The sequence below is a fragment of the Streptomyces pristinaespiralis genome, from assembly GCF_001278075.1.
Lineage (GTDB): Bacteria > Actinomycetota > Actinomycetes > Streptomycetales > Streptomycetaceae > Streptomyces > Streptomyces pristinaespiralis.
This window is the reverse complement of sequence record NZ_CP011340.1, coordinates 2,101,372-2,124,773: the sequence shown is the minus strand read 5'-3', so window position 1 is coordinate 2,124,773 and position 23,402 is coordinate 2,101,372. Positions and strand designations below refer to the sequence as shown.

Genomic DNA, 23,402 nt, shown 5'->3' with positions numbered 1-23,402 from the left:
TGTTCGGTATTTCGAACGTTGAGGCGCGTCGTGCTCGACGGCCGGACAACCAAGGAGCACACCCCCCATGTCCTCACCGTTCGGCCGCCGCCAATTCCTCGCCGGCGCGTCCCTGGTCGGCGCACTGCCCCTGCTGGGGTCCTCGGCCGGGACGGCGTCCGCGGCCTCGCTGGTGACGGCGGCCGGTCCCGGTCCCGCTGCGCCGGCCACCCCATCGATGTGGACGGCACAACCCTTCCCTCTCGGTGACGCGGCGCTCGGCGCCGGCCTGTTCGCGGACAAACGGTCGCTCGTGCTCGACTTCGGGCGGAGCTACGACGTCCACCGGCTGCTCCAGGTGTTCCGGGCGAACGCGGGACTGTCGACACGCGGCGCCGTCGCGCCCGGCGGCTGGGAGGGACTCGACGGTGAGGCACGCGGCAATCTGCGCGGCCACTTCACCGGGCACTTCCTCTCGATGCTGTCCCAGGCGTATGTCAGCACCAGGGAGCAGGTGTTCGCCGACAAGATCGGCACGATGGTGGACGGACTCGCCGAGTGCCGCGAGGCGCTGCGCCGCGACCCCGCGGTGCTCAGCGTTCCGGGGCGGTTCACCACCGCGGCCGAGAACCCCCGGGGGTCCTACCAGTTCGTGGACCTCCCCGCGACCGTGCTGGGCGGAGCGTCCGACCTCACGATCGCCGTATGGGTCAGGCCGGCCCACTCCGCGAACTGGGCCCGCGTCTGGGACTTCGGAGACGGCACCGACCGCTACCTCTACCTGGCGCAGAGCGATGCCGCCGGTGTCCCGCGTTTCGCGATCACCACCGCAGGCGCCGCCCAGGAGCAGGGCATCGACGGCACCGCCCCGCTGCCCCTGAACCGGTGGAGCCACGTCGCCGTCACCCTCAGGGGATCGGTCGGCACGCTCCACGTCGACGGCGTCGCCGTCGGTACGCGCAGCGGTATGACGCTGAACCCCGCCGTCCTCGGGCAGCTCGCCAACAACTGGCTCGGGCGCTCGAACTACGCCTTTGACCCCGTGTACGCCGGAGCCTTCTGCGGGCTCGACATCTGGTCCCGCGCCCTGACGCCGACGGAGCTCTCGGAACTTCAGGGCCGGCCGGCGCACGAGTGCGCGGCGGGCGCGGGGGACGTGGCGTCGTACCCGCTGGAGGAGACCGCGGGCGGCAGCTTCGCCGACGCGGGTGACCGCAACGGCCCCGCCGTGCTGCGCCGCACCTGGGGCCGCCCGACGCACCCGGGCTTTCTCGCGGCCTATCCCGAGACCCAGTTCATCACGCTGGAGAGCATGACCTCCCCGGACTACACGGTCGTATGGGCGCCGTACTACACCGCGCACAAGATCCTCAAGGGACTGCTGGACGCCCACCTGAGCACCGGCGACGTTCGCGCGCTCGACCTCGCCTCGGGCATGTGCGACTGGATGCACTCCCGGCTGGCCCTGCTCCCCTCCGCCACACGCCGGCGGATGTGGGGCCTCTTCTCCAGCGGGGAGTACGGCGGAATGGTCGAGGCGGTCGTCGACGTCCACTCCCTCACCGGCAGGGCCGAACACCTCGAGCTGGCCCGGATGTTCGACCTGGACCCGCTCATCGACGCCTGTGCGGAGAACCGCGACGTGCTCAGCGGGCTGCACGCCAACCAGCACATCCCGATCTTCACCGGCCTGATCCGGCTCCACGACGCCACCGGCGAGGAGCGTTACCTGACAGCCGCCCGCAACTTCTGGGACATGGTCGTCCCGACCCGGATGTACGGCATCGGCGGCACCAGCACCGGCGAGTTCTGGCGTGACGCCGGGGTCATCGCGGGAACGCTCGGCGACACCACCGCGGAGACGTGCTGCGCGCACAACATGCTGAAGCTGAGCCGGCTGCTGTTCCTCCACGAGCAGGACCCCAAGTACGCGGACCACTACGAGCGGACGCTGTTCAACCAGATCCTCGGCTCCAAGCAGGACCTGGCCGACGCCGAACTGCCGCTCATGACGTACTTCATCGGCCTCGCGCCCGGCGCGGTCCGGGACTTCACGCCGAAGCAGGGAACGACCTGCTGCGAGGGCACCGGCATCGAGAGCGCGACGAAGTACCAGGACTCGGTCTACTTCCGTACCCGCGACGGCTCGGGCCTCTACGTGAACCTGTACATGGCATCCACGCTGGACTGGACCGACCGCGGCGTGCGGGTGACGCAGACGACCCGGTTCCCGTACGAGCAGGGCTCGACGCTCCGGATCGCGGGATCAGGGACGTTCGACCTGCACCTGCGGGTGCCGCACTGGGCGGACGCCGGCTTCTTTGTACGCGTGAACGGCCGTGCGCACCACGGCGGAGCGGCGCCGGGCAGCTACCTGACCGTCTCCCGCGCCTGGCGCGACGGAGACACCGTCGAGATCTCGATGCCCTTCACCCTGCGGACCGAACCGGCGCTGGACGACCACGACGTGCAGTGCCTGATGTACGGGCCCGTGCACCTGGTGGCGCGGCACGAGCAGCGTGAGTTCCTGAGGTTCGGTCTCTTCCCCTCGGCGTCGCTGTCGGGCGACCTGGTGCAGGCACTCACACCCGTGCCGGGCCGGCCGCTGCACTTCCTGCTCGACGGGGTCGGGATCGCCCCGTTCTTCGAGGGCACGACGCACGCCTACCACGCGTACTTCCGGCGGGAGGAGCCGCGCATCGTCTTCGCCGGTCTCGACTCGGGCGTCGAGAACCCCCGGCGGAGCGACGGCACGTCCTTCCTCGACGAGGTGTGGGCCGCCGCCCCCTTCGCCTCCCAGGCGGCATTCCGCAGGCACGTCGGCTCGGTGACGGCCCGCTGGGTCGGCGACACCCTGATGACGGAGTCCCAGCGCCGACGCGTCGAGGAAACGGCCCGGCGGGCCCGGTTCGCGTAATGCGGCCCGCACCGTCGCACCGTCGCACCGGAGCCGGTACGACGGTGCGGACGGGGGTGTGCCCCGGCCCGCGCCGGGGCACACCGCGCGTCCGTGGCTCAGATGTCGCGGAAGATCTCGATCTGCGCCCCCACCGAGTTCAGCCGCTCGGCCAGGTCCTCGTAGCCGCGGTTGATCACGTAGACGTTGCGCAGCACCGACGTGCCCTCGGCGGCCATCATCGCGAGAAGGACCACCACCGCCGGGCGCAGCGCGGGCGGGCACATCATCTCGGCGGCGCGCCAGCGGGTCGGGCCCTCCACCAGGACGCGGTGCGGGTCGAGGAGTTGGAGCCGGCCGCCGAGGCGGTTGAGGTCCGTCAGGTAGATGGCCCGGTTGTCGTAGACCCAGTCGTGGATCAGGGTCTGGCCCTGGGCCACGGCGGCGATCGCCGCGAAGAACGGCACGTTGTCGATGTTCAGGCCGGGGAACGGCATCGGGTGGATCTTGTCGATGGGCGCCTCGAGCTTGGAGGGCCGCACGGTCAGGTCCACCAGCCGGGTGCGCCCGTTGTCCGCGGCGTACTCGGGGGTGCGGTCGTGGTCGAGGCCCATCTCCTCGAGCACCGAGAGCTCGATCTCGAGGAACTCGATCGGCACCCGGCGGATCGTCAGCTCGGACTCGGTCACGACGGCGGCGGCCAGCAGGCTCATCGCCTCGACCGGGTCCTCGGAGGGGGAGTAGTCGACGTCGACGTCGATGTTCGGGACGCCGTGCACGGTCAGTGTCGTCGTGCCGACGCCCTCGACCTTGACGCCGAGCGCCTCCAGGAAGAAGCACAGGTCCTGGACCATGTAGTTGGAGGACGCGTTGCGGATGACGGTGACGCCGTCGTACCGGGCGGCCGCCAGCAGCGCGTTCTCGGTCACGGTGTCACCGCGCTCGGTCAGCACGATGGGACGCCCCGGGGAGACGGAGCGGTCCACCACCGCGTGGTAGATGCCCTCCGTCGCCGTGATGTCCAGGCCGAAGCGGCGCAGGGCGATCATGTGCGGCTCGATGGTCCGCGTCCCGAGGTCGCAGCCGCCGGCGTACGGCAGGCGGAAGTTGTCCATCCGGTGCAGCAGGGGACCGAGGAACATGATGATGGACCGGGTCCGGCGGGCGGCCTCCACGTCCATCGAGTCCATGTCGAAGCCGGCCGGCGGAACGATCTCCAGGTCGTGTCCGTCGTTGATCCAACGGGTCCGTACCCCGATGGAGCCCAGGACCTCCAGCAGCCGGTAGACCTCTTCGATCCGGGCGACGCGGCGCAGCACCGTGCGGCCCTTGTTCAGCAGGGAACCGCAGAGCAGTGCCACGCAGGCGTTCTTGCTCGTCTTGACGTCGATGGAGCCGGAGAGCCGGCGCCCGCCGACCACGCGCAGATGCATCGGGCCGGCATAACCGAGAGAGACGATTTCGCTGTCGAGCGCTTCGCCGATGCGCGCGATCATCTCAAGGCTGATGTTCTGGTTGCCGCGCTCGATGCGGTTCACCGCGCTCTGGCTGGTGCCGAGTGCTTCGGCGAGCTGCGTCTGTGTCCAGCCACGATGTTGCCGGGCGTCACGGATGAGCTTGCCGATACGTACGAGGTAGTCGTCTGACATGACCGCGAGGCTATCTCACATATGAGATGGAGTCGCATCGGGGGCGGCCGTCCGGGTGACGCTCCGTCATGAGCAGAGCCTGTTCCCCATGGTGAGCCCGTCGCCGGCCGTCGGCAACCGGAGCGCATCCGGGCGCGAATGCGTAAATGCCGAAATGGACGATGAATCAGGACAAATGGAAGGTAGGGCAGGCCCTACCCTCGTTGTCCGCCTGGACGGATGGCTGCGGCACGGCCCGGGCTTCTACGGTGATCCGCATGCGTCTCCTCACCGTGCGGCAGGCTCTCGCGCACCCCCGCTTCCTGCTCACGGCATGGCCCTGGCGGGCGGCCGGATATCTGCTCAGCAGCGCGCCCGTCGGCCTCGCCGTGCTCATGGTGCTCCTCGTGGGCGTCGCCCTCGGCGGTGTGCTCGCGGTCGTGCTCGTCGGGCTGCCGCTGCTCGCCCTGCTGGCGCTCCTGGGGCTGCCGGTGGCGGCGGTCGAGCGGCGCAGGCTACGGCTCGTCGACGGCAGGCCGGCCCGCAGCCCGCACCGGGCCCCGGACGGGCCCGGGCCGGCGGTATGGGCGCGCACCCGCTTCCGGGAGCCTGCGACCTGGCGCGAACTGGGCTTCACGCTGGTCCTCGCGACCGTGCTCTGGCCGCTGGACCTGCTGGTGGCCGCGGTCGTGCTCGGCGTGCCCCTCGGTCTGCTGGGCACACCGCTGGTGATGGCCACGGTGGGCGGGGGCGAAGAGGTGCGGGTGCTCAAGCTGTGGCTCGCGACCTCGTGGCCGCAGGCGTCCGCCGCCGCGCTGGTCGGGCTGCTCACGCTCGCCGTGAGCGGTTACGTCCTCGGCGCTGTCGCCGCCGGGCGCGCCGAGCTGACCCGGGCCCTCCTCGCGCCGGCGGACGGCGAGCGGCAGGAGCAGGTCGCGGAACTCGTACGTTCCAGGGTCCGGTTGGTGGACGCCTTCGAGGCGGAGCGGCGCCGGATCGAACGCGACCTTCACGACGGCGCCCAGCAGCGGCTGGTGGCCCTCTCCATGACCCTCGGACTCGCACGCCTCGACGCCCCGCCGGGTCCGCTCGCCGACCAGCTCGCCAAGGCGCACGACGAGGCGGGCAAGGCGCTGGCCGAACTGCGCGACCTCATCCAGGGCATCCACCCCCAGGTCCTCGCCGACCACGGCCTCGGTGCCGCCGTCGCCGACGCCGCCGACCGGTCCGCCGTCCCGGTGGACGTCTCGGTCGATCTGCCGGGCCGGCTGCCGGAGGCGGTCGAGGCCGCCGCGTACTTCGTGGTCTGCGAGGCCCTCGCGAACATCGGCAAGCACAGCGGGGCGGGCCGTGCCGAGGTGACGGGCCGCCACGAGAGCGGCCTGCTCGCGCTCGAGGTCCGCGACGACGGCAGGGGAGGAGCCGACGCGGAGCGGGGCAGCGGGCTGACCGGACTCGCGGACCGGGTGTCGGTGCTCGATGGCACAATCTCCCTGTCCAGCCCGCCCGGTGGACCGACCCTGCTGCGTGTGGAGATCCCTTGCGAGTGGAGGACCGAGCACTTCGCGTAGTGCTGGCCGAGGACAGCGTGCTGCTGCGGGAAGGGCTCATCGCACTGCTGGCCCGCTTCGGACACGAGGTCGTCGCCGCGGTCGGCGACGCCGAGGCCCTGCTGACCGCGGTCGGGGAACACGCACCGGACGTCGTCGTCACCGACGTCCGGATGCCGCCCGGCTTCCAGGACGAGGGGATGCGGGCGGCCGTGCGGCTGCGTACCGAGCGTCCGTCCCTGCCCGTGCTCGTGCTCAGCCAGTACGTCCAGCGCACCTACGCCTCCGAGCTGCTCGACTCGGGGGACGGCTCCGGTGTCGGCTACCTCCTGAAGGACCGGGTGGGCCAGGTCGAGGAGTTCCACGCCGCCCTGACGGAGGTCGCCTCCGGCGGCACGGTCGTCGACCCGGAGGTCGTACGTCAGCTCATCCGCCGCCGCCGCGACCCGCTGGAGCGTCTGACACCGCGCGAACGGGAGGTGCTGGGCCTGGTCGCCGAAGGGAAGTCCAACAACGCGATCGCACGCCAACTGGTCGTCTCCGAGGCGGCGGTCGGCAAGCACATCGGCTCCATCCTGGCCAAGCTGGACCTGCCGCCGGCGGACGAGACGCACCGCCGGGTGCTCGCGGTCCTCACGTACCTGCGCGCGTGACACCTTCGGTGCCCGACCTCGTCTCATGGGATCAGGCGCGCGGGCATCGTCAGCACATGCAGCAGGTATTCCAGGGGCCCTCGCCGGAAACAGCGTGTCCACACGACGGCGAAGAGCATGGCTGCGGCGGCGAATGAGAGGAGGACCGGCAACGCGGCGGAGTCCGGCAGGTCGCCGGTGCCCAGCGCGTCGATGGCGACGATGTGGCCGGCATACACGGTCAGCGCGATCGATCCGACCGCACTGACGGGCGTGGCGACCCACCGCAGACGCGCCGACCGGCCGGTTCCGATGAGACAGGCGGCCACCACCGCCAGGGCCACGCCGGTGTTGGCCACGACGGACAGCGTCGTCTGGCTGTGCGGGGCGGCCACCAGCAGCCATGCCGGCATGCCGGGGACGGGGTTCGCGCCGACTGCGTCGGACCACCAGGCCGATGCGGCGGTCCCGGTGGCCGAGGCCTCCCGCACCCCCTCCAGTGCCCCCGGAACAAGACGCAGGGCCAGCCATGATCCGCCGTACCCGCTGACGGCCAGTACGCCGCCGAGCAGTCCCACCCTGCCCACGACGCCCGGCCGCCGAAGGTCCAGTCTCGCCACCGCCATCCCCGTGACGATGTAAGGCAGGTAGGTCAGGACCGGGTAGGCGCCCGTCACGAACAGCTCGACGATCCCGTCCGAATCGGTGGCGCGGGCCAGCGGGTCGTGGGCGATGAGGGTGTCCGACCAGCTTCCGTCGTCGACCGCCGCCCGTAGGAGGTAGAGGACGTGCGGCATGACGAGTGCTGATGTCGCCGCGATGGCGACCAGGGCGGCAGCCCTCAGCCGGTACAGCGGAAGCGCGAGCAGGAAGAGGACACCGTAGTAGGAAAGGATCACAAGGACATGGGTGTCGAGGGAGGTGAGGACGTAGCCCAGCGCGATCAGGGAGAAGGACCGGATGAGGACTTTGCCCACCGCTTGCCGCCCTGCCCGCCCGGTCCTGGGCCGCGGCCGGCCGGTGAGGATGACCAGCGTGAAGCCGGCCAGCACCGCGAATAGGGTCGCTGAACGTCCGCGGGCTGCTTCCATCGCCCAGCCCAGGGCGCCGCCCACCGACGGATCAGGACCGACGTGTGCGGAGTACATGCCCAGAATCGCCAGCCCCCGGGCGAGATCCAGGCCGACCAGCCGTCCCGTGGGCGACGTGTAAGGCGGCCCGGCCGGCGCAGGTGTTTCGGGGGCGAGGTCCGGCGATGCGTCGCGCCTCATATGTCCACGGTCGAGGGAATCGCCCGGTTCCACCATCCGGCAGGCGCCCGCTCCGACCACCCGCCGGGCGGCTCACGGAACGCCGGACGGCCGCGTCCGCCGAGTAGCCCGCTGGAGGCGGAAGGAAGTGGTCGACGGTGTCCCGGCATGACCACGCAGCGGTCATGTACTAGAGTTATCTCGACATCGAGATATCTGCCGAAGGCGTACCGCAAGCCGCCAGTCGGTAAGGGTTACCTAACTAAGCCTTACCTTAGCGGATCGGCGAGGAGCCGTGGCGGCAGCATTGAGGTAGTACGCGCATATTGATGAAGGAGACTGTCGTGTCGGCGAACAGCTTCGACGCCCGCAGCACGCTGCAGGTGGGCGACGAGTCGTACGAGATCTTCAGGCTGGACAAGGTAGAGGGCGCCGCGCGCCTTCCCTACAGCCTCAAGGTCCTGCTGGAGAACCTGCTCCGCACCGAGGACGGCGCGAACATCACCGCCGACCACATCCGGGCGCTCGGCGGCTGGGACTCCCAGGCGCAGCCCAGCCAGGAGATCCAGTTCACGCCGGCCCGCGTGATCATGCAGGACTTCACCGGTGTTCCCTGTGTCGTCGACCTCGCCACCATGCGTGAGGCCGTCAAGGAGCTCGGCGGCGACCCGGCGAAGATCAACCCGCTGGCCCCGGCCGAGCTGGTCATCGACCACTCGGTCATCGCCGACAAGTTCGGCACGGCGGACGCCTTCGGCCAGAACGTGGAGCTGGAGTACGGCCGCAACAAGGAGCGTTACCAGTTCCTGCGCTGGGGCCAGACCGCGTTCGACGAGTTCAAGGTCGTCCCGCCCGGCACCGGCATCGTCCACCAGGTGAACATCGAGCACCTGGCCCGTACGGTCATGATCCGGAACGGCCAGGCGTACCCGGACACCCTCGTCGGCACCGACTCGCACACCACCATGGTCAACGGTCTCGGTGTGCTCGGCTGGGGCGTCGGCGGCATCGAGGCCGAGGCCGCGATGCTCGGCCAGCCGGTCTCCATGCTCATCCCGCGCGTCGTCGGCTTCAAGCTGACCGGTGAGCTCAAGCCCGGCACCACTGCCACCGACCTGGTGCTCACGATCACCGAGATGCTGCGGAAGCACGGCGTCGTCGGCAAGTTCGTCGAGTTCTACGGCGAGGGTGTGGCGGCGACGAGCCTCGCCAACCGCGCCACCATCGGCAACATGTCGCCGGAGTTCGGCTCCACCGCCGCGATCTTCCCGATCGACGACGAGACCCTGAACTACCTGAAGCTGACCGGCCGCAGCGAGCAGCAGGTCGCGCTGGTCGAGGCGTACGCCAAGGAGCAGGGCCTCTGGCTCGACCCCGCCGCAGAGCCGGACTTCTCCGAGAAGCTGGAGCTCGACCTGTCCACGGTCGTCCCCTCCATCGCCGGCCCGAAGCGCCCGCAGGACCGTATCGTCCTCGCGAACGCCGCGCAGCAGTTCGCCCAGGACGTCCGCAACTACGTGACGGACGACATGGAGGCGAGCAAGGAGTCCTTCCCGGCCTCCGACGCCCCGGCGAACACGCCCGACGGCGGACCGTCGAAGCCGGTCACCGTCACCGCCCCCGACGGTTCGACCTACGAGATCGACCACGGCGCCGTCACCGTCGCCGCGATCACCTCCTGCACCAACACCTCGAACCCGTACGTCATGGTCGCCGCCGCGCTGGTGGCCAAGAAGGCGGTCGAGAAGGGCCTGACCCGCAAGCCGTGGGTCAAGACCACCCTCGCCCCGGGCTCCAAGGTCGTCACCGACTACTTCGACAAGGCGGGCCTGACCCCGTACCTCGACAAGGTCGGCTTCAACCTGGTCGGTTACGGCTGCACCACCTGCATCGGCAACTCCGGCCCGCTGCCGGACGAGGTCTCCAAGGCGGTCAACGACCACGACCTGGCCGTCACCTCGGTGCTCTCCGGCAACCGCAACTTCGAGGGCCGGATCAACCCCGACGTCAAGATGAACTACCTGGCGTCCCCGCCGCTGGTCGTCGCATACGCCCTCGCCGGCTCCATGAAGGTGGACATCACCAAGGACGCCCTGGGAATCGACCAGGACGGCAAGCCGGTCTACCTCAAGGACATCTGGCCGACCGAGGCCGAGGTCAACGACGTCGTCGCCAACGCGATCGGCGAGGACATGTTCAACAAGTCCTACGCCGACGTCTTCGCGGGCGACGCCCAGTGGCAGGCGCTGTCGATCCCGACCGGCAACACCTTCGAGTGGGACCCGCAGTCGACCTACGTGCGCAAGCCCCCTTACTTCGAGGGCATGACGATGGAGACCACCCCGGTCTCCGACATCTCCGGCGCCCGTGTGCTGGCGAAGCTGGGCGACTCGGTCACCACCGACCACATCTCCCCGGCCGGTGCGATCAAGGCCGACACCCCGGCCGGCAAGTACCTCACGGAGCACGGCGTCGAGCGCCGTGACTTCAACAGCTACGGCTCGCGCCGCGGCAACCACGAGGTCATGATCCGCGGCACCTTCGCCAACATCCGGCTGCGCAACCAGATCGCGCCGGGCACCGAGGGAGGCTACACCCGCGACTTCACGCAGGCGGACGGCCCCGTGTCGTTCATCTACGACGCGTCGCAGAACTACCAGGCCGCCGGCATCCCCCTGGTGATCCTGGCGGGCAAGGAGTACGGCTCCGGTTCGTCCCGCGACTGGGCCGCCAAGGGCACCGCGCTGCTCGGCGTCAAGGCCGTCGTCGCCGAGTCGTACGAGCGCATCCACCGCTCGAACCTCATCGGCATGGGCGTCCTGCCGCTGCAGTTCCCTGAGGGCGCGTCGGCCGCGTCCCTCGGCCTCACCGGTGAGGAGACGTTCTCCATCTCCGGCGTCACCGCGCTGAACGACGGCACCACGCCGCGCACGGTCAAGGTGACCACCGACTCGGGCGTGGAGTTCGACGCGGTCGTCCGCATCGACACCCCGGGTGAGGCGGACTACTACCGCAACGGCGGCATCATGCAGTACGTGCTGCGGAACCTCATCCGTGGCTAGGCACGACCTCGGTTAGTCGCTCGGCCCAAGGGCCCGCCCTCCGCACCGGCGGAGGGCGGGCCCTTGGCGTTGCGTGAAGCGTTTACAGCGAACGCCCGCCGCGCTAGCTTCACTTGGTGAAGTCATGGGAGCGCTCCCATGAGCTTCGTCCGCCTCCTCACCCACCCCCATGGAAGGGACGTCCGGATGACCCGCCGATTACTGGCGCAGAGCCGCCCCCGGGCACTTCTGCTCACCCTGCTCGCACTGCTCACCGCCATCCCCGCCCTCGGACTCGTCGTCACCGCGGGCGGCGACGCCGAGGCACACGGCACTCCCATGAAACCGGCCAGCCGCACCTTCCTGTGCTGGCAGGACGGACTGACCGACACCGGGGAGATCAAGCCGGTCAACCCCGCCTGCGGCGCGGCGGCCCAGCAGAGCGGCACCACGCCCTTCTACAACTGGTTCTCCGTGCTGCGCTCCGACGGCGCCGGCCGCACCCGCGGCTTCGTGCCGGACGGGCAGCTGTGCAGCGGCGGCAACACCAACTTCACGGGTTTCAACGCCGCCCGTGACGACTGGCCGCTCACCCATCTGACCTCGGGCGCCACCATCGACTTCTCGTACAACGCCTGGGCCGCCCACCCGGGTTGGTTCAAGGTGTACATCACCAAGGACGGCTTCGACCCGAGGTCCACGCTCACCTGGGACGACGTGGAGGACCAGCCGTTCCTGACCGTCGACCACCCGCCGCTGAACGGCAGCCCGGGCACCGTGGAGGCGAACTACTCCTGGCGCGGCGCCCTGCCCGCGAACAAGTCGGGCCGGCACATCATCTACATGGTGTGGCAGCGCTCCGACAGCCAGGAGACCTTCTACTCCTGCTCGGACGTCGTCTTCGACGGCGGCAACGGCGAAGTGACCGGCGTCAAGGACCCGGGCGACGGCAGCGGCCCCGACCCGACCGACCCGCCGGACCCGACCGACCCGCCGCAGCCCGGTGACTGCTCCGCGACCCGGAAGACCACCGGGAGTTGGGGCGGCGGCTACCAGTCGGAGGTGACCGTCAAGAACACGGGCACCGTGCCGATGCTGGGCTGGATGGTCGACTGGAACCTGCCCGCCGGGCACCGGATCGACAGTCTCTGGAACGGCGCGATGACCGCACAGGGACAGGCGGTCATGGTCCACAACGCCGGGCACAACGGCAGTCTCGATCCCGGTGAGTCCACGACCTTCGGTTACGTGGCCTCGGGACCGGCGGCCGATCCCGCCACCGCCCTGACCTGCCGGCTGGGGTGATACGCGACGGAGCCGCACTCCCCGGGGGAGTGCGGCTCCGTACTGACCGCCGTCCGTGCGGACGGCTGCCGGATCAGAACATCAGGCGGTAGGTGTTCCAGCCGCTGCTGCCGATCCTGACCTTGGCCTTGAAGGGGGACGTGGCCGAGCCGGTGCCCTTGTACAGCCACAGGGAACCGTCGGTGTGACGGGCGATCAGGTCCGTCTTGTCGTCCAGGTCGATGTCACCGACCGAGGTGAGGTTGTTGAAGATGTTCCACCCCGTGCCGATCTTGGTGCGGGCGGAGAAGGGAGCCGTGCGGCTTCCGGTGCCCTTGTACAGCCACAGGGTGCCGCTGCCGTCGCGGGCGACGATGTCGGCCCGGCCGTCACCGGTCAGGTCGCCCTTGCCGGTGATCTGGTTGTAGGCCTGCCAGCCGCCGCCGACCTTGGTGCGGCCGGTGACCTTGCCGTTGCCGTAGCCCAGGTAGATCCACAGCACACCCGCGGAGTCACGGGTGATCAGGTCGTCGGCGGTGGCGCCGCCCAGGTCGCCGGGGGAGACCATCTTGTTGTAGATCTGCCAGCCGGTGCCGGCGGAGACCGGCGTGCCGTCCCACGCGAGGTGGGAGAAGCCGCCGGCGCTGTCGATCGCCCAGATGCCGTCGGACAGACCGTCGGCGTCGTGGTCGACCTGGGTCGCGTGCTTGACGGGACCCCAGTTCTCACCGCTCCATATGCGGCTGTCCAGACCGCCGTTCCCGTTCGGCGGGTAGCCGTACAGGGTGCCGGCGCTGTTGACGCCGTAGAGAGCGTTGATCGGCGTCGGGGCGGCCTGCGTCCCGAAGGTGCCGGCCGCGCCGGCTCCGCCCACGGAGGTCGCGGACGGGGCGGGGTCGGCGGCGGACGCGGAGCCGGCGCCGATTCCGGTGATGAGCAGCGCGGCAGCGGTCGCCGCGGCAGCGAGGCGGGCACGTGTCCGGCCGCGCTTGAGGCCAGAGAGTTCGGCCACGTAGGTCTCCATAAGGGTGTGTCGAAGAAGTGGCCCGCCGCTCGATCGGGGCAGGCCAGGCTTTCGTCCCGATCTTTCCACACAACCTTCACGGGTCTAATTCGTTTTCGTGTACCGGAATTGCTACAGCCGGATAGCGCTCCCGCGGCCGCCCGCCCGCCGTCGCCGGCTCCTCGACGCGAACGGGCCGCACTCCCTGGGGGAGTGCGGCCCGTCGAGGTGGTGCGGGTTCAGCTCAGCAGCTCCACTTCCGCGAGCGTCACCTCACCCGTGGCGACCAGCCGGTAGTGCCGGTACGAACCAGGATCGGCCACGCCGAAGACGCGCGTCTGCCGGTCCCAGTCGAACGACTGCCCCGACCGCTTGTCGAGATCCGTCCACGACTGTCCGTCGGCCGAACCCTGCAGCACCCAGCCCGTCGGCGCCTTGTCCTTCGCCGCGGAGGTGAGCGTGTACTGCACCGCGCGGGTCCCGGCCGTCACCGGAAGGTCCACCGAGGTGAACGCGGACGTGGTCGCCGAGGTGTTGTCGAACAGCGGGCCGCCGGCCGGGATCACGTCGTGCCGCGGCGTGGGCGTCTCGTCGTCCTGGGTGATGGAGACGGGCGCCGCGTCCTTCCCGGTGCCCCACGCGGACGGCTTCGGGCCCATCGCGAACTCGATCTCGCCGCCCTCGGCGATCGCCTCGTGCGGCAGGGCCGTGGAGTTCCACTTCTTGCCGTTGACCTTCAGGCCCTGCACGTAGATGTTCTTCGCGCTGTTCTTCGGGGCCTTCACGACCAGTTCACGCCCGTTCTCCAGGTGCACGGTCGCCTTGGTGAACAGGGGCGAGCCGATGGCGTACTCGCCGGAGCCCATCACCAGCGGGTAGAAGCCGAGCGCGGAGAAGAGGTACCAGGCCGACTGCTCGCCGTTGTCCTCGTCGCCGTGGTAACCCTGCCCGATCTCGCTGCCGGTGTAGAGGCGGGAGAGGACCTCACGGACCTTCTCCTGGGTCTTCCACGGCTGGGAGGCCGCGTTGTACATGTACGTGGCGTGGTGGGCGACCTGGTTGGAGTGGCCGTACATGCCCATCCGCACGTCGCGCGCCTCGGTCATCTCATGGATGACGGAGCCGTACGACCCGACGAACTCGGGCGACGCCGTCTCCGGCGTGGCGAAGTAGGTGTCGAGCTTCTCGCCGAGGCCCGAGCGGCCGCCGTACAGGTTCGCCAGTCCGCGGGAGTCCTGCGGAGCGGTGAAGGCGTAGCCCCAGCCGTTGGTCTCGGTGTAGTCGTAACCCCAGATCCGCGGGTCGTACTTGGAGCTCTCCACCCGCCAGTCGCCCTTGAGGTTCCGGCCCTGGAAGAAGCCGGCCTCGGAGTCGAAGAGGGAGACGTAGCCCTGGGCCCGGTTGCGGAAGTACTCCGACTCCTCCTTGTAGCGGGCCTTCTTCGTCTTCTTGTAGAGGGCCTCGCCCATCTCGGCGATGCCGTAGTCGTTGAGGTAGCCCTCCAGCGACCAGGACAGGCCCTCGTGGGTGGAGGTGGAGGCGTAGCCGAGGAACGGCGAGGTCTCCATGCCCTTGCGGCCCACGCCGGAGGCCGGCGGGACGACGGTCGCGTTCTTCAGCGCCGCCTCGTAGGCGGCTTCCGCGTCGAAGTCGACACCCTTGACGTACGCGTCGGCGAACGCCACGTCGGAGCTGGTGCCGGTCATCAGGTCCGCGTAACCGGGGGAGGACCAGCGGGAGATCCAGCCGCCGTCCTTGTACTGCTGGACGAAGCCGTCGACCAGCTCGCCGGCCTTCTTCGGGGTGAGGAAGGAGTAGGCCGGCCAGGTCGTGCGGTAGGTGTCCCAGAAGCCGTTGTTGACGTACACCTTCCCGTCGACGATCTTCGCGCCGGTACGGGTCGGGGTGTCGGGGCCGGTCATCGGCGAGAACGGGCTCGCGTACCGGTACTCCGGGCGCTTCTTGGTACCGGTGTTCTCGAAGCCCGAGTTCGGGTAGAGGTAGAGCCGGTAGAGGCTGGAGTAGAGCGTGACCAGCTGGTCGCGGGTCGCGCCCTCGACCTCGACCTTGCCGAGGATGTCGTCCCAGGCGTCCTGCGCCTTGCCCCGGACCTTCTCGAAGCGGGTCCCGGCCGGGATCTCGTCGGCGAGGTTCTTCTTCGCCTGGTCCACGCTGATCAGCGAGGTCGCCATCCGCAGATTGACGGTGCGGTCGTCACCGGCGTCGAAGCGGAGCCGCCCGGTGACGCCCTCGGAGGCCGAGTCGGTCACCGGCGCGTCGAAGACGCCGTACACGAACAGCCGTGTGGCGCCCGTGGACAGGCCGCTCTTGACGTCCGAGTAACCGGTGAAGGAGCGGGTCGCGGCGTCGAGGGTGAGGCCGCCCTCCTTGGTGACGTTGTCGAATATGACGCTCGCGTCGTCACCGGGGTAGGTGAAGCGCATCATCGCCGCGTGGTCGGTCGGCGTCATCTCGGCCTTGAGGCCGTTCTCGAAGGTGACGCCGTAGTAGTGCGGCCTGGCCGTCTCCTTCTCGTGCCGGAAGGGCAGGGCCCTGGCCTCGCGCGAGGTGTCCGGGGTGCCCTCTGCCGCCGACGGCATCACCTGGAACGTCTGCCGGTCACCCATCCAGGGGCTGGGCTCGTGGCTGGTGCTGAAGGCCTGGACGGTGGGCAGGTTGTCCGCGTTGTTGCCGCGGGAGTACTCGTACAGCCAGCTCTTGGACTCGGAGTTGGTGACCGGCGTCCAGAAGTTGAAGCCGTGCGGGACCGCGGTGGCGGGGAAGGTGTTGCCCCGGGAGAACGAACCGCTGGAGTTGGTGCCGCGGGTGGTGGAGGCGTAGTCCGAGAGGTGCTCGAGCCGCTTCTCCGGCGCCTTGGGCGCGAGGGTGACGTCGTCGATCCAGCCCTGGAACTTCGCGGGACCCTTGGGGGAGTCGTAGGCCACCAGGATCCGGTCGACGGTCTTGCCGGCCGCGACCGTGCCGATGCCGGAGGCGACGGCGTTCCACTGGTTGACGTAGAGGCGCTTCGCGGCGCCCTGGCCCGCCGGGGTGAGGAGTCCGCCGTGCGAGTCCGTGGCCCCCAGATCGCTCAGGTAGGTGCCGTCGGTGAAGGCGAGATCGACCGACACGTTCGTGGCGGGGTAGTTCAGGTCCGTCTCCGCCATGGCGGGGAAGACCTTGTACGACAGCTCGGTGTCGCGGCGCACGGCGACATCGACGTCGAAGACCTTGTTGTACGAGTAGGCCCTGCCGTCAGGCTTGTGGGTGCCGGCGTACTTCAGGGCGCGCTTGCCGGTGAAGCCCGCGCCGGCCTTGGCGGTGGGGGAGCCGCTGGGGCCGCGGTCGACCTGGCTGCGCATGTCGTCGGGGACGGGGGTGCTGGTGTCACCGTTGGAGAACTGCACGTCCGCCAGCTGGGTGGCGTCGGACGCACCGTTGTTCTTCGTGATCTCCAGCCGGTAGTGGGCGTAGGCCGTCACCTCGGAGGGGGCGCCGATGTCGAAGGTCCTGGTCTGGAAGCGCTCGGCGAAGGTCTCACCGGAACGGCTGTCCAGGACCGTCCAGTTCTCCCCGTCGGCGGACCCCTTCAGGGTCCAGTCCCTGGGGTCGCGCGAGGCGAAGTCGTTGGCGGACGTCAGGGCGTAGGTGGAGACCTTGACCGGCTCGTCGGTGTCGAACTCGATCCAGGCGGTCGGCTCGAAGCCCAGCCACTTGCTGCTCGGGAGCAGGTCGACCAGATTCTCCTTGGTCTCGCCGCCGCCGGTGTTCTCGTCGCTGGCCCGCAGGTCGATCACCTTGTCGGTGACATTGCCCGGTATTCCGCTGGAGAAGCCGCCGTCGACACCCGATGACCGCTTCTTTCCGTCGGTGCCGACTTCAACGGTATTACGCCAGTCCGGCTGGGCTTCGTCCGATTCGAAGGACGATCTGAATTCCCGGCCGGGCGACGTCGATTGTCCGGGCTCCGAGGGAAGGGCGATGGCGGCGGAAGGCGCCGTCAACACCAGCATGGAAGCGGTCACCACGAGGGTGACGGGATTGATCTTTCTGGGCCGGGGTCTTGTTCTGGGCTGCATCCCGGGTCTTCCTCCAGAGGAAGTCGCGTTTGGACAACGTTGTCAGGCGCGAGGCGCAGGCTCCAGTAGGGAGGTAAGTGACCTACGGTGTCAAGGGTGTTGGCGGAGCGTGCCGGACGGAATCTGGCGTTCCGCGAAGAATGCTGCGGTCGTAAGGTCGTTTTAGGTGTCCATGTGTCCGCGAGGTCTCAACTCGGGAAAGATGGGCGTCCAACCTTGCATTTGATCTTGCTCACCCGGCGGGAAGTGGACTATACCTGTCGGCGTCCGCAAAGCCGTTTCGTAAGGCAGCGGGCCAGGGGGGACGGGGGCGGCGGACACGTGCGGAGCACGCGACCGCCGGCCGCAGCTACTCCGTTCCCGCTGTCAGCCGCACGACCGGAGCTTCACTGGGTTTCCCTTCGGGAAAACACAGCAACTGACCGCGGTGGCGGGGCCCTTCGCCTGAGGCGAGAAGGACGGGCGACCGGTACACCGCCTGAGTCCTGGAGAAGGCGAGGACTTGAGCATGGGATCCACCTCCGCCCACAACGAGGGCGTCGGCCGTCGCAACCTGATCAAGCGTTCTGCCGCGCTCGGCCTGCTCACGATTCCTACGATGAGCTTCCTGTCCGCCTGCGCCACCGGCGGTGGCGGCACCGACAAGGAGACCAAGGCCCCTGGGGGCGAGAAGAGCGAGAAGAACCCGCTCGGTGTCAAGCAGGGCGCCCCGCTCGAGGCCTTCATCTTCAAGGGCGGCCTCGGCGACCAGTACGCCAAGGACGCGGAGGCCGACTACAAGGCCACCTACGGCGCCGAGGTCAAGCACACCGGCACCCAGCAGGTCGGCCCCAAGCTCACCCCGCGCTTCGCGGGCGGCAACCCGCCGGACGTCATCGACAACTCCGGCGCCGACCACCTCAACATGAACCAGCTCTCCACCCAGGGTCAGCTCCAGGACCTGACCGTGCTGCTGGACGCCGCCTCGATGGACGACCCGGCCAAGAAGGTCAGGGACACCATCCACCCGAGCACCATCGAGAAGGGCAAGCACGGCGACAAGTTCGACGTGCTCTACTACGCCTTCACCATCTACGGCACCTGGTACTCCCAGAAGCTGCTCGACGACAAGGGCTGGGCCTACCCCAAGTCCCTCGACGAGATGGTCAAGCTCTGCGGCGAGATCAAGAAGGCCGGCATCGCCCCCTGGACGTACCCGGGCAAGTATCCGTACTACGTCCACTTCAACCTCTTCGCCCAGATCGCCAAGATCGGCGGCATGGAGAAGTGGATCGCGATCGACAACCTGGAGCCCAACGCCTGGACCTCCAACGACGCGGTCAAGGAGGTCGTCGAGCACTACGAGGAGCTCGCGGCCAAGAAGTACTTCCTCGAGGGCAGCCAGGGCCTGACCCACATCCAGTCGCAGACCGCCTGGAACAAGGGCAAGGCCGTCTTCCTCCCGAACGGCTCCTGGGTCGAGAACGAGTCCGCCCCCACCACGCCGAAGGACTTCGGCATGGCGGTCGGCGCGCTCTTCGACGGCACCGGCGACAAGATGCCGCACGGCACCCTGCGCGGCGAGCCGAGCGAGCCGTACATCGTCGCCTCCAAGGGCAAGAACCCGGCCGGCGGCATGGAGCTGCTGCGCATCATGCTCTCCAAGAAGCACGCGCAGAACTTCGCCACCAAGGTCAAGTCCCTGACCTGTGTCATGGACGCCACCGAGGGTATGGCCCTCTCGCCCGGTCTGGCCTCGGCCAGCAAGGTGTTCGGCGAGGCCGGCGACAACCTGATCAGCCTCCAGCTGCAGGAGTGGTACCCGGCGTTGACCGATGAGAAGATCGGCGGCCTCACCGGCCAGCTGCTCACCGGTGAGCTGAAGGCCGCCGACTGGATCAAGAAGACCCAGGCCGAGGCCGACAAGGTCGCCAAGGACGACTCGGTGACCAAGTTCAAGCGCTCCGCCTGACCGATCAGTTCGGATTCGAGGGAAGGGCCGGGAAGCAGACAGTGCAACACGGCAAATACCGATTCATCGTGGGCTTCCTGGCCCTGCCCCTGATCGTTTACGCGATCTTCGTCATCTCACCGTTCGTCCAGGCCTTCCAGATCTCCATGACCAACTGGTCCGGCCTGGTCGGAACCGCCGAATTCGTCGGCCTGGAGAACTTCCAGCGGCTCTGGGAGAGCAGCGACTTCTGGAACGCGCTGCGCCACAACGTCTACATGCTGGCGCTCGTCCCGGTGGTCACTCTCGGCCTCGGCCTCTTCTTCGCCTTCATGCTCAACGTCGGCGGCAAGCGCCGGAAGAACGAAGTCATCGCCGGTGTCGGCGGATCGAAGATGTACAAATTCGTCTTCTTCTTCCCGCAGGTCATCTCCGTCACCATCATCGCGGTCATCTGGTTCAACATCTACAACCCCGACCCCGACGACGGAATGCTGAACTCCTTCCTCGGATTCATCGGCCTCGACGGCCTGCAGAACTCCTGGCTCGGCGAGAAGAGCCTCGCGCTCTGGTGCATCAGCGCCGTCATGGTCTGGGGACACGTCGGCTTCTACGTGGTCCTGTTCTCCGCGGCGATGGCGTCCATCCCCCGGGACATCTACGAGGCGGCTCTGCTGGACGGCGCCAGCCGCTTCCACACCTTCTTCCGGATCACGCTCCCGCTGCTGTGGGACACCGTCCAGACCGGCTGGGTCTACATGGGCATCATCGCGCTGGACGCCTTCGCCCTGGTCCAGATCATGTCGGTCAACATGGGCGGACCGGACGGCGCGACGGACGTCATGCCGCTCCGGCTGTATCTGACGGCCTTCCGCGACAGCCAGTTCGGCTACGCCTCCGCCATGGGCGTCGCGATGCTCATTGTCACGATGACCTTCGCAGTGCTCACCATGCGCTTCGCGCGGCGTGAGCGGATCGAGTACTAGGGGTAGGGCGGATGACGACCGAAGAGATCGAAGCGGTGGCCAAGCAGGACGGCCCTGCCACGCCCGACCGCACCCCCGAGCCGGCGAAACGGAAGTCCTCGGAGGGCGGGGTCCTCAACGTCTTCTCCCACGGCATCCTCATCGTGTGGGGGCTGATGGTGGGCGTGCCGCTGCTCTGGGTGGCCTGGAGCGCCTTCAAGGACAGCAACGGGATCCTCACCGACCCCTGGGGCCTGCCGACGGTCCTCCACTGGGAGAACTGGTCCAACGCGTGGGAGGACGCGAACATGGGCCAGTACTTCGTCAACACCGCCATCATCGTGGGCGGTTCTGTGATCGGCACGATGGTCCTCGGGTCCATGGCCGCGTACGTGCTGGCCCGCTTCGAGTTCCCCGGCAACCGGTTCATCTACTACCTGTTCGTGGCCGGCATGTCCTTCCCGGTCTTCATGCTGGTGATCCCGCTGTTCTTCGTCATGCGGGACTTCCCCGGCAGCTCGCTGCTGGCGACCTACCACGGACTGATCCTGGTCTACATCGCCTACTCGCTGCCGTTCACCGTCTTCTTCATGACGGCGTTCTTCCGCACGCTCCCGGCGACGGTGGCGGAGGCGGCACTGATCGACGGCGCGTCGCACAGCCGGACGTTCTTCCAGGTGATGCTCCCGATGGCCAAGCCCGGCCTGATCAGCATCGGCATCTTCAACTTCCTCGGCCAGTGGAACCAGTACCTGCTGCCGATGGTCCTCAACCAGCAGGAGGACAAGTACGTCCTCACCCAGGGCCTGGCGATGATCGCGCTCCAGCAGGGCTACGAGAACGACTGGGGCGCGCTGATGGCAGGCATGATGATCGCGATGCTTCCGGTGCTGGTCGTCTACGCGATCTTCCAACGCCAGGTCCAGTCGGGCCTGACGGCGGGCGCGCTGAAGTAACGCGCCCCGAGCCCGCGTACGGCCGGGCCCGCCTCGCGGCGCATCAGCGCCATGGGGTGGGCCCGCCCTGTTTCCCTGACGTGCGCCTCCGTAGCCCGGCGCCGCCACCCCGCCCCTCCCTGGAGGGGAAGGTGCTCATGGGGGCTGACGCCCCCACACCCCCGGAGCGGCAGCTTCGCGCCGCGATGAGCGCCCCGACCGGTCCCGCTGAGGCCGACGCCCCACACCGAAGCGGGACGGGTCTCACCGCGGCCGCTGGCCGTGCCCCGGACCCGCGGGTGGGTGGTGGATGCCATGTCCGAAGATCAATAGTCGTACTCGGCCTCACGGCCGGCCTGGCGGTGCATGATGAGCTGCGCCTGAGGGCCCATCTGCTCTCTGTCGGGGGCGAGCGATTGTCGAGAAGTCCAGGCTCGTGCTATCCACCCTTGACGCCCCGCGAGTGGTTCCGGATGTCTCAGCGGTCACGCGTCGGTGACGTCCCGGGGCGTCGTCGGGGGGAGGGAGTCGATGTCCTCCATGAAACTCAGCATCCGGGCGTTGACGAGGTCGGGGTGGTCGATCTGCGGCCCGTGTCCGGTCGCGGCGACGATCTCGGCGCGCGCGCCGGGAATCACCCGAGGAACGCGTTCGAGCTGACGCTTGGGGTGCACCAGCAGGCTGCGCTTACCCATGATCAGGTAGAACGGCGTCCGGATGGAGCCCAGCTCGGCGTCGGACAGCGGCAGCGGAGCGGGACGGCGTATCCGGAAGGCCTTCACACCGGCCTGGATCCAGGCCCGCAGATCCGCATCGGATATCACCGGCTGCTCCAGCCACTTGGCCAGAGCCGGGCGCAGCCGCTCAGGAGCGAAGGTGGCGAAGAGGCTGGCGAAGATCCAGACGAAGAAGCGGAACCCCACCTTCTCCAGCCCGCCCGGGTCGAGGGCGGTGACTGAGGCGAGCCGTTCGGGTTGGCGGTGGGCCTGGTTGATGACGAGCCAGCCGCCGTAGGAGGAGCCGACGAGGTGGACCTTGTCGAGGCCGAGGGCGTCGAAGGCCTCGGTCATCCACTGGGCGGCCCGCTCGGGTTGCCACATCGGCTCGCGGTGGATGCTGCGGCCCGGGTCGCCGGGGGTGTCAAGGGCGTAGACGGGGCGGTCGGCGCTGAGCGCGGCCGTGTTGGGGTACCACATCGCGGAGCAGCCGCCCGAGCCGTGGATCAGGACCACCGGCGTGCGGGACTCGGCCGCCGGGTCCGCGGGGCCGTACCGGTAGACGTGAGTCGTTCCGAAGCTCGTCTCCACGTCGGTCTCGGAGCGGATCGGTGCGCCCTTCGCGTAGAGCACGTCGCAGGCGGCGAAGTAGCGGTCGCGTAGCCGGTCGTTGACGTAGCGGCCCATGTCTCGGCGCGTTCGGGGCGTGTTCTCGGGCATGGGGTACCTCCGTGAGATCCGCTCTTTGTGATACGACCGTACCATATTGGTGATACGGCGGTACCATGAAAAGGTGCCCTCGAGCCGCACCGGAGGCGGACAGGCGACCCACCAACCCCAACCACGGCCGGAGACACTACGGATGCCCAAGCGCGTGGACCACGATGAACGCCGCACCCAGATCGCTGAAGCACTCATCCAGGTCGCAGGGCGGCAGGGCCTGCACGCGGTCGGCATGCGCGACGTCGCCGCCGAGGCGGGCGTCTCACTGCGCCTGGTGCAGTACTACTTCCAGACCAAGGAAAAGCTGCTTTTCCACGGCCTCCAACACCTGACCGACCGCTTCACCGCACGCGTCGGCGCCCGCCTCGCCGCTGCGGGCCAGAACCCGGGCCCCCGCGCGACCATCGAGGCACTGCTGCTGGCCTCGCTGCCGACCGACGAGGAGAGCCGAACCTTCCACCTTCTCTACAGCTCCTACTCGATCCTGTCCGTGACCGACGAGGCCCTCGCCGCCCAGCCGTTCATCGACAACCCTGACGCCGCCGAGAACGCCCTTACTGAGCTGATCCAACAGGCACAGGACACGGGCCAAGCCGATGCTGGAGCCGATGCTCGCACTGAGGCGATCAGCCTGCTCGCCATGACAGCAACCATGGGCACCAGCATCCTCGTCGGACAGCGCACGCCGGAGTCTGCCACCGCGGCACTTCACTACCACCTCGACAGGATCTTCAACAGCAGCCGGACCGCGCCCACGACCCGGTGACTTCCACTCCTGGCCTCACCGGCAC

General features: G+C 68.8%; 14 protein-coding genes. 9 read left to right on the top strand and 5 right to left on the bottom strand.

Annotated features, from left to right (window positions below; translation table 11 throughout):
• The first annotated feature begins 67 nt into the window (after window positions 1-67).
• Window positions 68-2,896 (top strand): beta-L-arabinofuranosidase domain-containing protein, encoded by a 2,829-nt coding sequence (locus SPRI_RS08920; RefSeq protein WP_005310565.1) that lies wholly within the window; start codon window positions 68-70, stop codon window positions 2,894-2,896.
• A gap of 98 nt (window positions 2,897-2,994) precedes the next feature.
• Here the strand turns inward: SPRI_RS08920 and SPRI_RS08915 are convergent, their stop codons facing one another.
• Entirely contained in the window at window positions 2,995-4,524 is a 1,530-nt protein-coding gene (locus SPRI_RS08915; protein WP_005310563.1) for a helix-turn-helix domain-containing protein, read from the bottom strand.
• A gap of 257 nt (window positions 4,525-4,781) precedes the next feature.
• Here SPRI_RS08915 and SPRI_RS08910 point away from each other — a divergent pair, with 257 nt between their 5' ends.
• The gene (locus SPRI_RS08910; RefSeq protein ID WP_005310561.1) at window positions 4,782-6,074 is read left to right on the top strand and encodes a sensor histidine kinase; all 1,293 of its coding nucleotides are present in this window, start codon (window positions 4,782-4,784) and stop codon (window positions 6,072-6,074) included.
• Window positions 6,074-6,706, top strand: a complete 633-nt coding sequence (locus tag SPRI_RS08905) for a response regulator (RefSeq protein ID WP_037773509.1) — start codon at window positions 6,074-6,076, stop codon at window positions 6,704-6,706. Before SPRI_RS08910 ends, SPRI_RS08905 begins: the two co-directional genes overlap by 1 nt.
• Before the next feature lie 23 nt (window positions 6,707-6,729).
• On the opposite strand, the gene SPRI_RS08900 is transcribed toward SPRI_RS08905, so the two are convergent.
• Window positions 6,730-7,956: a DUF418 domain-containing protein gene (locus SPRI_RS08900; protein WP_037773506.1), complete on the bottom strand. Its 1,227-nt coding sequence runs from the start codon at window positions 7,954-7,956 to the stop codon at window positions 6,730-6,732.
• Between the two features lie 323 nt (window positions 7,957-8,279).
• Between SPRI_RS08900 and acnA the strand changes: the two genes are divergently transcribed.
• Both acnA and SPRI_RS08890 read left to right on the top strand, forming a co-directional pair.
• Window positions 8,280-10,997, top strand: coding sequence for an aconitate hydratase AcnA (acnA, locus tag SPRI_RS08895; protein WP_005310554.1), 2,718 nt, complete (start codon window positions 8,280-8,282; stop codon window positions 10,995-10,997).
• A gap of 186 nt (window positions 10,998-11,183) precedes the next feature.
• Entirely contained in the window at window positions 11,184-12,281 is a 1,098-nt protein-coding gene (locus SPRI_RS08890) for a lytic polysaccharide monooxygenase auxiliary activity family 9 protein (RefSeq protein WP_005310552.1), read from the top strand.
• 73 nt (window positions 12,282-12,354) lie between these two features.
• Here SPRI_RS08890 and SPRI_RS08885 read toward each other — a convergent pair whose 3' ends face one another.
• Window positions 12,355-13,284 carry an FG-GAP repeat domain-containing protein gene (locus SPRI_RS08885; protein WP_005310551.1) on the bottom strand — a complete coding sequence of 310 codons (930 nt, stop codon included), beginning with the start codon at window positions 13,282-13,284 and terminating at the stop codon, window positions 12,355-12,357.
• Window positions 13,285-13,502: 218 nt separating this feature from the next.
• Window positions 13,503-17,342 carry a GH92 family glycosyl hydrolase gene (locus SPRI_RS08880; protein WP_005310549.1) on the bottom strand — a complete coding sequence of 1,280 codons (3,840 nt, stop codon included), beginning with the start codon at window positions 17,340-17,342 and terminating at the stop codon, window positions 13,503-13,505.
• A 508-nt stretch (window positions 17,343-17,850) separates the two neighbouring features.
• On the opposite strand from SPRI_RS08880, the gene ngcE reads away from it, so the two are divergent.
• The 3 genes from ngcE to SPRI_RS08865 are packed head-to-tail and all read left to right on the top strand — an operon-like array spanning window position 17,851 to window position 21,193.
• A complete protein-coding gene (gene ngcE, locus SPRI_RS08875) occupies window positions 17,851-19,293 on the top strand; it encodes an N-acetylglucosamine/diacetylchitobiose ABC transporter substrate-binding protein (protein WP_037773505.1) in 1,443 nt (480 codons plus the stop codon).
• A gap of 41 nt (window positions 19,294-19,334) precedes the next feature.
• Complete coding sequence (locus SPRI_RS08870; RefSeq protein WP_005310545.1) at window positions 19,335-20,258, top strand: carbohydrate ABC transporter permease; 924 nt, start codon at window positions 19,335-19,337, stop codon at window positions 20,256-20,258.
• Window positions 20,259-20,269: 11 nt separating this feature from the next.
• The gene (locus tag SPRI_RS08865) at window positions 20,270-21,193 is read left to right on the top strand and encodes a carbohydrate ABC transporter permease (protein ID WP_005310544.1); all 924 of its coding nucleotides are present in this window, start codon (window positions 20,270-20,272) and stop codon (window positions 21,191-21,193) included.
• A 464-nt stretch (window positions 21,194-21,657) separates the two neighbouring features.
• Here SPRI_RS08865 and SPRI_RS08860 read toward each other — a convergent pair whose 3' ends face one another.
• Entirely contained in the window at window positions 21,658-22,608 is a 951-nt protein-coding gene (locus tag SPRI_RS08860; protein ID WP_005310540.1) for an alpha/beta fold hydrolase, read from the bottom strand.
• 142 nt (window positions 22,609-22,750) lie between these two features.
• On the opposite strand from SPRI_RS08860, the gene SPRI_RS08855 reads away from it, so the two are divergent.
• Entirely contained in the window at window positions 22,751-23,377 is a 627-nt protein-coding gene (locus tag SPRI_RS08855) for a TetR/AcrR family transcriptional regulator (protein ID WP_005310538.1), read from the top strand.
• Window positions 23,378-23,402: the final 25 nt, after the last annotated feature.